We start from the raw sequence: 13,075 nt of genomic DNA, 5'->3' as shown, positions 1-13,075 counted from the left end.
TAAAAGCCCCGCCTTTCGAGAGAATGGCGGGGTTTTTTTGTTTAGCGTTTAGCGTTTAGCGTTACTGCGCGGCGATGCTGTAGCCGTCGAACGCGGTTTGCTGCTGAAGCGCGGTGATGATGTTCTTACGGTTGACCGCTTGCTCAGCCCCGGCATTGTCCAGGAACGTTTCGCTTTCCAGCTCGGCTTCATCGCCTTCGCCGACGAAAGTGAAGCCCAGGAACTCCAGCGCTTCACGGTCAACGTTCAGGCGCGAGCGCGGGGTGCGCAGGGGGAGGGTGACGCTGATGCCGTCTTTGCTGATGGTAAATACTTCGACTTCTTTCTTGGCGCGAGCCGCCTTGCTTTTGCTGCTGCTAGGGTTGCTGATGGCCTGGTGAGTTTGGTTCAAAACCTTCAGCGCCAAGCCATAGACGATTTCCTGGAACGCCGGGTCGTCCTTGAAGCTGGACAGAATGCGGCTGATCGGGAATTTGCTGCTCAGGTCTTCCAGGGCAGCGATGTCGGCCGCTTCGGCGTCTTTCAACTGCTTGAGTTCGCCCATCAATTCGTAGGCTTTATCGTCGTCGAAGCTGTCGTGAGCCTGGCGAATCGCGGTGCGCAACTCGCGGATCTGGTCGCTTTCCCGGGTGGATTGAAAAGCGTCCAGAACCATCTCGCTGATGGTCTTGGCCTGAGGCACATGCTGTGAAAGATTGATGGAGTTTTCGTATTCCGCTTTGGACGACAAGGTGACTACGGATTCAGCGGTATTGGAATCGGACATTGAAATTTCACTACTTCTTTTAGCTTGGATTGAGGCGAGAAAGCACGGGGCCTTTTCAGGCCGCCTAATCTATTGGACCGAGGCGACGTTGTCACGGATGAACAGGCGGCTGGTCAGCATTTTTGGCAATGCTGTCGATTATTTCCCCATCGAATTTATAGTCATCGAACGAACCACACATTGTTCCGCTGTTTGCTCATCCACCGGCAAGGAGAAGCGAAAGGTCGCGCCGCGTCCGGGCATATCGATCAGCTCGATCTCGCGACCATGCAATTGCAGAATCCGATGCACGATCCGCAGCCCCAGCCCGCCATCGCGTCGTGCGCCGCCAATGTTGAACGGACGCAGGAACAGACCCTCGCGCAATTCGGGGGCGATGCCAGGGCCAGTGTCGCTGACGGTCACTTCGATAAATGCCCCCTGAGGGCGTAGGCTGAGTTCGATTTCTCCGCCTTGAGGGGTGTGACGCAGGGCGTTGTCGAACAGGTTGGTCAGCACCCGTTCGATCAGCCCCAGATCGGCGCAGGCCACCACGACGTTGGGGGCGAAGGTGGCCTTGAGCTCGATCTGGCGTGCTTCCGCGCTGAGTTCGAATTTCTGAAAGATGTCCTGCACCAGATCGGTCAGGGAGAAGCGCTCCAGCACCGGTTGCACGAAACCGTGCTCCAGCCGCACCAGTTCCAGCAGCGATTGTGCCAAGCCGCCGACCTTGCGGCTTTGATCCAGGGCGATTCCCAGATAGCGGCGGCGGTCGGCAGGTGACAACGTGGCGTCCTTGAGCGACAGGGTTTCAAGGTAACCGTGCAGCGAGGCCAGTGGTGTGCGCAGGTCGTGGGAGATATTCGCCACCAATTCGCGACGTTCCTGATCCTGACGGGTCAGCGAGCGCCATTGTTCGCCAAGGCGCGCTTGCATCTGCCGGAAGGCTGCGTCGAGTACGGCAATTTCATCGTGGCTGGCGGCTTTTTCTACCTGCTCGGGCGAGGTGGGCGGTGCGGGCGGAACGCCATTGATATCGAACTGACTGACTTTCTCGGTTAAACGGCGCAATGGCCGGGTGATCAGGGCAAATGCCGTGAGGCCGGCAATCAGGCACAGCAACGCCACCAGCCCAATGGACAACAATGCGGTATTGAGCGCTGCGCTGGTGGCGCCCCGTTCGGCGAAGCGGTCGTGCTCTTCGCTGAGCAACACCACATAGAGATAACCGGCCGGCTGACCGTTGACTCGCAATGGCGCGGCGCTGAACACCTTGCTGCCATCGACGCTGCGTGGATCGTCGCCGAGAATCGGCAGGGACTCGCCTTTGAGCAAACGCTGGATCGGCGCCAGATCGACCCGTTCCCGACGTATCCGGCCCTCGGGCGCGGCGCTGCCGACAATTCGGCCTCCGGTGTCGAGCAGATAGACCTCCACACTCGGATTGACCAGCATCAACTGACTGAATAGTTCGTGTACGGCATTGGGCATCGGGCCATTGCGGTCCATCAGCACCGTGTCTCGGGCGATGTGTTGTGCCAGATCCCGCGATAACCCCTGCACCACTTCCAGTTCATGCATGTGATTGGAGCGCACCTGCATCCATGCCGAAGTGCCGCAGCACACCAGCAACAGCACGGCGAACACTAGGGACAGGCGTTGGGTCAGGGTCAGGCTCATGGCTGCTCTCCGCTCGTGGCGAATTTGTAACCACGACCCCACACTGTGAGGATGCGCGCCGGTTGCGCCGGATCGGTTTCGATCTTGGCCCGCAGGCGGTTGATGTGGGTGTTGACCGTGTGCTCGTAGCCTTCATGGCTGTAGCCCCACACCGCATTGAGCAGGTCCATGCGCGAGAAGACCTTGCCGGGTTGACGAACGAAGAAGTACAGCAGGTCGAACTCCCGCGGCGTGAGGTCAAGACGACGGCCATCGAGGGAAACTTCACGGGTAATCGGGTCGATGGACAGACCATCGCTGATCAGACTGCCAGCGTCCATTTTCAGGTTGCGGGCCATGGCGTCGACCCGTCGCAGTAACGCTTTGACCCGCGCCACCAGTTCGAGCATGGAAAAGGGTTTGGCCAGGTAATCGTCGGCGCCGAGTTCCAGCCCCAGAATCCGATGGACTTCGCTGGAGCGCGCACTGGTGATGATGATCGGTGTATAGCGGGCCATGGCCCGGGCGCGGCGGCAGATTTCCAGGCCATCGACGCCGGGCAGCATCAGGTCGAGAATCAGTGCATCCCAGCTTCCTTGCTGCAGCAGTCGCATGCCCTCATCGCCGTCGGCGCAGTGCACCACCTCGAACTGCTCATCGCGAAGATGCAGGCAGATAAGGTCGGCAATATGCAGGTCGTCCTCGACCACCAGGACGCGTTTGGTCTGTTCCATGAAGCTCAATCCTTTGTGACGCAATGAACACATTGTGCGGGTTTTCCTGAGGCTGAGTTATCACGAATTGTTTTACTTCTCGTGAGGATTTGGCGATCAACTCAAGCCTAGGCTGTGTTCCATGCAAGGCATCTGAAATTTTGGAGAAGGCCCATGTTTTCACGGCGACAGTTTCTTGTAGCGAGCGGCGGGCTGGGGGCTGCAGCCTTGGTGATTGGTGTATTGCCAAAATTTTCTGCAAGCGTCGCGCTGACCGATGAGGCTCACGCGGCAGAGGTTTTCGAGGTGACCCACAGCGACAGCGAATGGCGCGCCATGCTCAGCGCCGAACAGTACGAGATCTTGCGCGAAGAGGGCACTGAACGGGCCTACAGCAGCCCGCTGAACAACGAGCACCGCAAGGGCATTTTTGCCTGCGCCGGTTGTGATCTGCCGTTGTTTTCTTCCGACACCAAGTTCGACAGCCGCACGGGATGGCCGAGCTTCTGGGCCCCACTGGACAACGCGGTGGCAACCCGCCAGGACCGCTCCTTCGGCGTGCTGCGTGAAGAGGTTCACTGCCGTCGTTGCGGTGGTCACTTGGGTCATGTTTTCGAGGACGGGCCGAAGCCCACCGGTCTGCGCTACTGCATGAATGGCCTGGCGCTGACTTTCAAGCCACAGGCTTAATCCATGGGCATTTCCTTTCACTTACTTCACGCAGGTCGACGATATGTGGCTTCTGGTCCTCGCTTATCTCGGTGGTGTGCTGACGATCGTCAGCCCGTGCATTCTGCCGGTATTGCCCTTTGTCTTCGCTCGCACCGGGCAGCCGTTTATGAAGAGTGGCTTGCCGCTGCTGGGAGGGATGGCCCTGACCTTCGCGCTCGTCGCCTCATTGGCGGCGGTGGGCGGCGGTTGGGTGGTGCAAGTCAATCAGTACGGTCGCTGGCTCGCGTTACTGTTCGTTGCACTGTTCGGGCTGACGCTGTTGCTACCTCGATTGGCCGAGCGCCTGACGCGTCCACTGGTGGCGGCCGGCGGTCGGCTGTCGGAAGCCGCGGCTGCCGATACCCGGCCGCGCCCCGGCGCTTCGTTGCTGATCGGTGTTGCCACAGGCCTGCTCTGGGCGCCCTGCGCCGGGCCGATTCTGGGCTTGTTACTGACTGGCGCGGCGCTGCAAGGAGCAAATGTCGCCACCACCTTGTTGCTACTGGCTTACGCGGCCGGTGCCGCCACCTCTCTCGCCGCGGCACTGCTGCTGGGCGGTAAAGTCTTCGCCGCGATGAAGCGTTCGATAGGCGCCGGTGAGTGGCTCCGTAGAGGCTTGGGGGGCGCGATGCTGGCAGGTGTAGTGGCGATCGCCTTGGGACTGGATACCGGGATTCTGGCGCGGGTCTCGACAGCATCCACTGGCGATATCGAGCAGGCGTTGGTAAACCGATTGGCCGGTAGGTTGCCCACCGACAGTGGGGCGATGATGTCGCAGATTCCACGGGACGGCAATCAACCCACCGGCAGCATGAAAATGACCGCCAGGATACCGGGCGAACTGCCAATTGAAGGCAACCTTCCATCGCTGGACGGCGCTGTGCAATGGCTCAATTCACCCCCTCTCACTGCTCAAGCCTTGAAGGGCAAGGTTGTGCTGGTGGATTTCTGGACTTACTCCTGCATCAACTGCCTGCGCACCCTGCCGTATGTGAAGGCCTGGGCTGAGAAGTATCGGGATCAGGGCTTGGTGGTGATCGGCGTCCATACGCCTGAGTTTGCCTTCGAACGTGATGTAGGCAATGTCACCAAAGCCATGAAAGACCTGGGCATCACTTATCCGGTGGCAATCGATAACGACTACAAGGTCTGGCGTGCTTTCAAAAACCAATACTGGCCAGCCCACTATTTTGCCGATGCTCAGGGGCGCATTCGTTATCACCATTTTGGTGAAGGCAAATACGCCGAATCGGAGCGAGTGATTCAGCAACTGCTGCGTGAGGCGGGCGCCGCGAAGGTCGCGGATGGGCTGATCAATGCGCGTGCCGAGGGTGTCCACCTCGCCCCGAACATGAATGAAGTGCGATCGCCGGAAACCTATGTCGGCTACCGACGGGCGGAGCATTTCGTTGCTGAAACCGATCTGGCGCCAGACAAGGTGGCGGCCTATAGCCCGCCGTCACAACTGGCCCTCAATGACTGGAGCCTGGAGGGTCAATGGACTGTCGGTCCGGAGCGGGCCGTTTCAAACGCACCGGCCAGTCGTATCGTCTACCGCTTTCACGCTCGCGATCTGCATCTGGTATTGGGCCCCGGTGCTGACGGCAAACCGGTGCGTTTCAAAGTGTTGATTGACGGCAAGCCCCCAGGTGATGCCCATGGTGTCGACGTGGCGCCCGATGGCAGCGGCAGCGTTACCGAGCAGCGGTTGTATCAATTGGTACGCCAGACCGCAGGCGTAAAGGACCGGACATTCAGCATTGAGTTTCTCGATCCCGGTGTATCGGCGTATGCATTTACGTTTGGTTGATAGCCCATTCCTCAGGAGACAAGCCATGAAAACCCTATATAACTGGCGTCGCACCCTGCTGGGATTGGCCGCTGCCAGTGTTATCGGTCAGTGCGCAGCGTTCTCTTTCGGAGGCGCCGAAGAGGCGGTCATCATTCCGCCACCAACCCTCGACGAGAACACCCAGGCGCGCAGTGAAACGGCAATTTTTGCGGGCGGTTGCTTCTGGGGCGTCCAAGGGGTATTTCAACACGTCAAAGGAGTGAAGAACGCCGTCTCCGGTTACGCCGGCGGCACAGCCGACACCGCTCAATACGAGCGGGTCAGCAATGGCGATACCGGTCATGCGGAGGCCGTCGAAGTCACCTACGATCCGGCTCAAGTCAGTTATGGCAGCCTGTTGCAGATCTATTTCTCGGTGGCCCATAACCCCACCGAACTCAACCGCCAGGGGCCGGACCGCGGCACCCAGTATCGATCAGCACTTTTCCTGAAAAGCGCTGAACAGCAACGCGTCGCCCAGGCCTACATCGCGCAACTCGACGCCGCCCATTCGTTCAGTAAACCCATCGTGACCAAACTGGAAACCTACAACGGCTTCTACCCGGCGGAGGAGGAACATCAGGACTTCTTGACCGAGCACCCGACGTATCCCTACATCGTGATCAACGACCTGCCGAAAGTGGCGCAGTTGAAGCAGCTGTATCCGGATCGGTATCAGGAGAAACCGGTGTTGGTGAAGGCTGGTCAATAGTGCCTGGCTACTTCGAGCGCGATCGTTCCATCGCGATGGTCGATGTTTCAAAGCCCAGCTTTGAAAAGAAATCCGAAGCGCCTTCACGGCCTGCTCGCAGGAGCCAGGTAATGGCGGTGTTGTCGCCCATGACATGCTCAACCAGCGCGCGACCGACGCCTTCACGTCGAGTTTGTCCGCACACGACAACCATCGACAGATAACCGTTGGATAAACCATCGGTGACACCTCGGGCAAACCCCACGATGTGGGAGTCCTTTATTGCCAGAGCTGTACGTTGGGAGTTAGCGATCAACTGCGCGAAATGCTCAGATGAGCCGGTACGATGAGCCCAGCCATTCTCGCCAAGAAAAAGTCGCACGGACTCCACGTCCGAGGGCTGTACATCACGGATAAGCACGGGAGTATTCATCCCGAAATCACATTCTTACCCGCAATCTTCGATCGATACAGCGCCTGATCGGCCCTGGCCAGCAATCCGGTTTGTTGTTCTTCTTCAAAACGTTGCACTACGCCAAAACTCATGGTGACTTGATAGTCCCCGACCGGCAGCAGACTCGACAGGCCGTGACGGATTCTTTCAGCAAGTGCCCTGGCGTCGGCCAACGAAGTATTGGGCAGAATCATGATGAACTCGTCACCACCCCAGCGCGCCAACAGATCGCCTTCGCGCACGCAGTGCTTAACGCTCTCGATCACCTGTACCAGCGCCGCATCACCCAGCGCGTGGCCGTAGTGATCGTTGATGTTTTTGAAGTCTCGATGTCCATGGCGATCAGCGACAGGGGTTGGCGAAAGCGTTGGGCGCGGTCGCATTCCTGAGGCAGGGCTTTTTCCAGTCGATAGCGATTGGCGATGGAGGTCAGCACATCGGTTTCCGCCAGTTTGCGATTCTCTTCGAGTTGAATCTGCAACTGCTGATTGACCCGAGACAACTCCCGGGTGCGTTCTTCGACGATGGCTTCGAGGGATTGATTGCGCCGTTCCATTTCTTCGAACAGGCGTTTCTTGTCTTCGATACTGCGGTGCGCGCCGACCATTCGTGCCACTGAACCGTCGGCATTACGTGCCAGCACGTAGCCGCGATCTTCGATCCAGGTGTAAGTGCCATTCTGCATGCGGCAGCGATACTCGGCCTGATAACCGGGAGCGCGCTGGTTCAGGTAGTCATCGAACAGCGCCATGACCCGTGAATAATCGTCGGGATGGATCACGTTTTCCCAGGTCAGCACGTTGTTATCCAGGGAATGAGGTGTATAGCCGAGCATCTCGTACCACCCGGGATTGCGATAAACGAACCCGGTGTTGGCATTCCAGTCCCAGATGCCATCGCTGACCAGTTCCAGAATGGTGTGCAGCATGTCTTCGTTAAAATCTGACAGATTGAACTTCAACGGCTCGATATTCGATGCCTCACCCATCATCGGTCTCCCTGCCGAACTGATATCAACGTGACTCGCCAGTCGAGAAGATTAGTTCATGGCGTATTGCCCCGGCTAGTGCTTGCCCCACCTCTGCAGCGCAAAGTCGACAAAGCTGCGCAATTTTGGCAGACGGTAGCGGTCCTGGGCGTACACCAGGTTCATCGGCCGACTTGGTAATTGGTAGTCTTGCATCAAGGCCACCAGTTTTCCGTCCTGAAGATCCTGCTCCACCAATGCATCGGGCACCATCACGATACCCATGCCGGTACGCGCCGCTTGATGCAGCCCCGCCGAGCTATTGATCAGCATTGGCCCGCTGACCGCCACCATGACTTCACCTTCGGGTCCTCTCAGGCGCCATTGTTTGGCTACCGAGTGCCAGTCATCTCCGGCCGGATAGGCGAAGGCCAGGCAGTCATGGTGTTGCAGGTCGGCAGGCTTTTCCGGGGTTCCTCGGCGCGCCAGATAGTCCTTCGATGCGCACAGGGTCATCGTGTAGTCGATGAGCGGGCGGGCGATCATGCGGGACAGCTCGGTAGTGCCCAAGCGAATCGCCACATCGAAACCGTTGTCGAGCAGATCCAGGCGTTGATTGGTCAAGACGACGTCGAGTTTGACTTGCGGACAGCGCAGGGTGAATTCGCTCAAGGCAGGCGCCAGCCGTTCGGTGCCGAAGGTCAGCGGTGCAGTGATGCGCAGGGTGCCGCTCGGCTCGTCGAGGGTCTGTTCGGCCAGACGTTCGGAATCGGCCACCAGCCCCAGCACCTCGAGACAACGTTGATAGTACGCCGTGCCGAATTCCGTCAGCCGTTGGCGTCGTGTCGTACGGTTGAGCAGACGCACGCCCAGACGTTGCTCCAGGGCTCGAAGATGATTGCTGACCATGGTCGTGGACATTTCGCACTGCAAAGCGGCGGCGGTCATGCTGCCGGCTTCCACCACTCTTACGTAAACGGTCATTGCCTGGAACAAATCCATTATCAAGCTCGGCTTTAAAATGATTGAAGTGTTGCGGTGTTTATCCAGCTCAGGTGGCTAACCATACTGCAAAAACACCGATAATTAATGGAGTTTGATGTCATGACCGCCGCCTGCCTGATGAGCACTTACCAACCCTTGGCCCTGAGTTTCAGCAAAGGCTTGGGCACGCGCTTGTGGGATCAGGCCGGTCGTGAATATCTGGACGCGGTGGCGGGTGTGGCGGTGACCAACGTCGGCCATTCCCATCCGCGAATTGTGGCGGCCATCAGCGAGCAGGCCGGGCTGCTGTTGCACACCTCCAACCTGTACAGCATCGACTGGCAACAGCGGTTGGCGCAGAAACTGGCTCGGCTGTCGGGCATGGAGCGGGCGTTCTTCAACAACTCTGGAGCCGAAGCCAACGAAACCGCGCTGAAACTCGCGCGGCTGTACGGCTGGCATAAAGGCATCGAGCAACCGCTGGTAGTGGTCATGGAAAAGGCCTTTCACGGTCGTACTCTTGGCACCTTGTCCGCCAGTGACGGCCCTGCGGTGCGCCTGGGGTTTAACGAGTTGCCGGGGGACTTCATTAAAGTGCCATTCGGCGACCTCGCGGCGCTGGAGACGGTGCAACACGCCCATGGCCCGCGCATCGTGGCGATCCTGATGGAGCCGATTCAGGGCGAAAGCGGTGTGCAAATGGCGCCGCCCGGTTATCTCAAAGCGGTGCGCGAACTGTGCAACCGGCGCGCCTGGCTGTTGATGCTCGACGAGATTCAGACCGGCATCGGCCGCACTGGCCAGTGGTTTGCGTTCCAGCACGAAGACATCATCCCGGACGTCATGACTTTGGCCAAAGGCCTGGGTAACGGAATTCCCATTGGTGCTTGCCTGGCCCGGGGCAAAGCAGCCGACCTGTTCACCCCAGGCAGTCACGGCAGCACGTTCGGCGGCAATCCGTTGGCATGTCGGGTGGGTTGCACTGTGTTGGAGATTATTGAAGAACAAGACCTGCTGGAAAACGCCAGACTTCAGGGGGAACGCTTACTCGCCAGGTTGCGCATGGAACTGGCTGACAATCCGAGCGTCCTGGCGATTCGTGGCCAAGGCTTGATGATCGGCATCGAACTCGCTCAGCCGATCCGCGACCTGACCCTGATTGCAGCCCGCGATCACGGCTTGCTGATCAACGTGACACGGGGCAAAACCATTCGCCTGCTGCCGCCGCTGACGATCGATGAGCGGGAAGTGGAAATGATTGTCAGAGGGCTGGCGCGGGCGGTGAAGGTGGCCTGACATTTTCTGGATATATGCCGTTCCCCTGTAGGAGCTGTCGAAGGCTGCGATCTTTTGATCTTGATTTTCGACAGAACTTGATTCGCTGAAGATCAAAAGATCGCAGCCTTCGGCAGCTCCTACAGAAGCGGTGTCTGTGTCAGTTGCATTGGGGACGATCAGTCAGCCTGTTGCATCGTACTGACGAACGCCGTGACTTCATCCCGGTTCATCAGTTGAAATTTCAAAGCACTAAACCCTTCGAACAAACACTGATGCGCGGCAAATCCACTGGACCCTTCGCGAGTACGGTAACTACCCGCCCAGTCCTGTAGCGCTATCAGTAACTCGTCGCTATCGTCCCGCTTCGCTTCTCGCTGGCGAATATGACTGACGCAGTCTTCGTCCTCCAGGCATAGCCAGATCAGCGCCGTCGCCTGTTTCACCAGTTCACTGACCATCCAGCCATACACACCCTCGATCACCCAGCGCTCTTTACTTGCCGCCACCCGTGCCATTCCCAATGCTTCGGCACGAGGACGAGCGATGCTGTGTTCATCGGATATCCAGTGAATCAGGTCGAGATCGATCCAGGGTACTTGCAGATGCTCGGCCAGTCGTTTGGCCAGCCAACTTTTTCCCGAACCTGAATTGCCGATGATCAGAGTTCGGGTGAGGTTCATGGTGAGCGGGTGATGTGTGCTCATGGCAACTCGGGCGAAGTCAGTCAACCATTTCGGAAATTTCAGGCGCAATCATCCGCGTCTTCGGCGATCCATCCGCATTGAATTGATAAATATCCTGCGGCTGGCCCTTTTCATTGAAGAACACTTGGCCGATTCCTGCCGAGTTCCACAGCCGTTCGCCCGCTTCGGCGTGTTCGGGAATGTGCGGAACGATGCGCATGCGCCGGCGCTTGGTTAGCCAATTGAGGGGCGAGCGGGGCGAGTAGAGCCAGCGGTTGAGGCGGTCGAACCATTCAAGCAGTGCGGGCGGGAATTCGTTTTTAATGCCGCTACTGGTGATTTGCCAGATTCTTGGGCCGGCCTTGCGGTGTCGGATCAATACTTCGTAGACGAAGGAATAATGCACATCACCGGACAGCACCACGTAGTTACCGGGTGTGCGGGAGTGTCGGAAAATGTTCAGGATCACTTGCGCCGCACCGCGATGGGCCATCCAGTTTTCAGCGTCCACCAACAATGGATAACCGCACCAGCTAAATACCCGTTGCACGGTTTCGATCAGTTTGACGCCGAAGATCGGTGCCGGCGAAACGATGATCGCCGAGGGGTGATCGAGCAATTCCTGCTGCAACTCGCTGAGCGCTTCCCAATCCAGCAGACCGGACGGTTGCTTGAGCGTCATCTCGCTGCGCCAGCGCCGAGTGCGGGTGTCGAGCACCACCAGCGCAGGGCGGGTGGGCAGCACGTAATGCCACTTCTGAAAGCTCAGCAGCTCATCGATCAAGCCATCCTGAACATCGCTGTCGAGGTAATGGTCGTGCCCAGTGGCACTCAATAGACGGGTTTTTTCCAGCATGCCGGCAAATGCGTCCGGGTTGTTGCCCCAACCCTGACACAACATATAAGCGAGCAGCGCGTTGCCGATGATGCGCTTGGAGAACGGATGGCCGTAGGCCGTTTCCTCCCATTGCGCGGAAAGATTCCAGTCATCGGTAATATCGTGGTCGTCGAAAATCATCAGGCAAGGCAGATGCGCCATCGCGCGCCCAACACCCCCTAGTCCTTTCTTGAACTCATCAATGCGCGTTTGCTCCAGGGCATAACGCTTGCGTCGTTCGGGCGTCAGTGCCGGTGGGTGCGGCGCGATCAGTGTCCAGGAAGTTGGCGACCATACTAATAGGTACATGGCCATGACCTCGGCAAAGGTCACCAAATGATTGTCGGCGCTGCTACTGGTAAAAATCGGCTTACGCGCTCCACCGAAAAATCGTTCGCGCAGGGTCTCGTTGCTCTCAAGCGCCGGTAACAAATCCGCACGATGGTAGTAGCTGGCAGGATGCTCGTAGAGTTTGGCGCTGTCGCTGACCACTGCACCGTCGAGGTGTTCGTCGAACAGCCCCAGACGCTCGATCAAGGCATGAATTGCCCGCAACATCGGCCCCGCGACATCGTCCGCATACACCTGATCGCCGCTCATCATTAATAGCGCGGGACGCTTGCAAGCGTCCGGCTCGGACTCCAGCAACCGATCGACGCACAACAAACCATCGGCCGCCGGATGGTGGGGTTTACGGCAGGAGCCATGCAGCAATTGATCGATCCGCGAGCGCAACACGAAATTCGGGCAATGCGCTTCGCCATATAGTAGATGAGGTGCCCATTCGGGGATGCCCGACTGAGCTCCATCATCGGTGATTAGCAGGTCGTACTCGATCAACGTGTCGCAGGGCAGGGCGGCATCCAGTGGCACATCAATCAAATGAACGAAGGCATGAGTACCGACCGGGATGATCGTGCATTGCCCCGCGTCGAGACGGATATCGATTCTTTGCAGACGCAGCGTCAGTGTTAGCGCACGCGACCCCACCAGCCACAGCAGCAGTCGCGTGGGTTCCAGGCGTCGTAATAGTGGGCCGACGAGGACTGGTGGCAACGGGGAGTGATCGATAGACAATGGCAGAGATACGGACATCCGGGTTCAAGACTCTTGGTGCAGAGAAGCGGGCGATGATAGCGCAGTGGGAAGGCAAGCCCGGGCAGCGTTATATTTTGGCGAATTCTCCCATATAGAAGGGAAATGCGCTGTTTTCCGGCTTTCCCCAAGTTATTGATAGAAAAGCGTAATCAGGGATTGACGGCAGATTTTGAAAGCCTATAATTCGCCCCACTTCCGGCGCAGTCGAAACGGAAAATTCCTTGGTAAACAAAGAGTTATGCAGTTTTCGGCAGCGGTTACGCTTCAGTTCATCGAGGCCCGAAGGAGTTGGTAAGGCAGTGTGTTGTCGCCTTATTGACGGTTCGATCATCTCGGTCGAAAGCGGAGAAAAAGAGGTGTTGACAGCAGCGAGTAACGCTGTAG

Annotated in this window: 12 protein-coding genes and 1 pseudogene; 4 read left to right on the top strand and 9 right to left on the bottom strand. The window is 58.2% G+C overall.

The annotated features are described in order from the left end of the window. Nucleotides 1–61: 61 nt before the first annotated feature. The 3 genes from NHU87_RS23975 to NHU87_RS23965 form a co-directional block, all read right to left on the bottom strand. Nucleotides 62–766, bottom strand: coding sequence for a hypothetical protein (locus NHU87_RS23975; protein ID WP_253552987.1), 705 nt, complete (start codon nt 764–766; stop codon nt 62–64). 138 nt (nt 767–904) lie between these two features. Beyond that, a complete protein-coding gene (locus NHU87_RS23970; protein ID WP_253552985.1) occupies nt 905–2,425 on the bottom strand; it encodes a sensor histidine kinase in 1,521 nt (506 codons plus the stop codon). Continuing rightward, on the bottom strand, nt 2,422–3,138 hold the full coding sequence (locus NHU87_RS23965) for a response regulator transcription factor (RefSeq protein WP_253552982.1): 717 nt from the start codon (nt 3,136–3,138) through the stop codon (nt 2,422–2,424). The genes NHU87_RS23970 and NHU87_RS23965 overlap by 4 nt, the downstream gene beginning before the upstream one ends. Nucleotides 3,139–3,291: 153 nt before the next feature. Here NHU87_RS23965 and msrB point away from each other — a divergent pair, with 153 nt between their 5' ends. The 3 genes from msrB to msrA are packed head-to-tail and all read left to right on the top strand — an operon-like array spanning nt 3,292 to nt 6,371. Next, entirely contained in the window at nt 3,292–3,807 is a 516-nt protein-coding gene (gene msrB / locus NHU87_RS23960) for a peptide-methionine (R)-S-oxide reductase MsrB (RefSeq protein ID WP_253552980.1), read from the top strand. Between the two features lie 43 nt (nt 3,808–3,850). After that, nucleotides 3,851–5,638 carry a cytochrome c biogenesis protein DipZ gene (locus NHU87_RS23955; RefSeq protein WP_253552978.1) on the top strand — a complete coding sequence of 596 codons (1,788 nt, stop codon included), beginning with the start codon at nt 3,851–3,853 and terminating at the stop codon, nt 5,636–5,638. A 25-nt stretch (nt 5,639–5,663) separates the two neighbouring features. Beyond that, on the top strand, nt 5,664–6,371 hold the full coding sequence (msrA, locus tag NHU87_RS23950) for a peptide-methionine (S)-S-oxide reductase MsrA (RefSeq protein WP_253552976.1): 708 nt from the start codon (nt 5,664–5,666) through the stop codon (nt 6,369–6,371). A 7-nt stretch (nt 6,372–6,378) separates the two neighbouring features. On the opposite strand, the gene NHU87_RS23945 is transcribed toward msrA, so the two are convergent. From NHU87_RS23945 to NHU87_RS23935, 3 genes and pseudogenes are all read right to left on the bottom strand, one after another. After that, the gene (locus tag NHU87_RS23945) at nt 6,379–6,783 is read right to left on the bottom strand and encodes a GNAT family N-acetyltransferase (protein ID WP_253552974.1); all 405 of its coding nucleotides are present in this window, start codon (nt 6,781–6,783) and stop codon (nt 6,379–6,381) included. Beyond that, nucleotides 6,780–7,792, bottom strand: a pseudogene (locus tag NHU87_RS23940) (sensor domain-containing diguanylate cyclase). Before NHU87_RS23940 ends, NHU87_RS23945 begins: the two are co-directional and overlap by 4 nt. Before the next feature lie 75 nt (nt 7,793–7,867). Continuing rightward, nucleotides 7,868–8,773, bottom strand: a complete 906-nt coding sequence (locus tag NHU87_RS23935; RefSeq protein WP_253552973.1) for a LysR family transcriptional regulator — start codon at nt 8,771–8,773, stop codon at nt 7,868–7,870. Between the two features lie 102 nt (nt 8,774–8,875). On the opposite strand from NHU87_RS23935, the gene NHU87_RS23930 reads away from it, so the two are divergent. Next, on the top strand, nt 8,876–10,051 hold the full coding sequence (locus NHU87_RS23930; protein WP_253552972.1) for an aspartate aminotransferase family protein: 1,176 nt from the start codon (nt 8,876–8,878) through the stop codon (nt 10,049–10,051). A 158-nt stretch (nt 10,052–10,209) separates the two neighbouring features. Here NHU87_RS23930 and NHU87_RS23925 read toward each other — a convergent pair whose 3' ends face one another. The 3 genes from NHU87_RS23925 to NHU87_RS23915 all read right to left on the bottom strand — a co-directional run. Further along, a complete protein-coding gene (locus tag NHU87_RS23925) occupies nt 10,210–10,737 on the bottom strand; it encodes an adenylate kinase (protein ID WP_253552971.1) in 528 nt (175 codons plus the stop codon). A 16-nt stretch (nt 10,738–10,753) separates the two neighbouring features. Beyond that, entirely contained in the window at nt 10,754–12,688 is a 1,935-nt protein-coding gene (locus tag NHU87_RS23920; protein ID WP_253552970.1) for an alkaline phosphatase D family protein, read from the bottom strand. 70 nt (nt 12,689–12,758) lie between these two features. Further along, nucleotides 12,759–13,075, bottom strand: a 317-nt coding sequence (locus NHU87_RS23915) for a hypothetical protein (RefSeq protein ID WP_253552969.1), incomplete at its 5' end; no start/stop codon positions are given.

Source organism: Pseudomonas mandelii (genome assembly GCF_024138395.1).
Taxonomy (GTDB): Bacteria; Pseudomonadota; Gammaproteobacteria; order Pseudomonadales; family Pseudomonadaceae; genus Aquipseudomonas; species Aquipseudomonas mandelii_E.
This window is presented reverse-complemented; position numbering and strand designations above follow the sequence as displayed.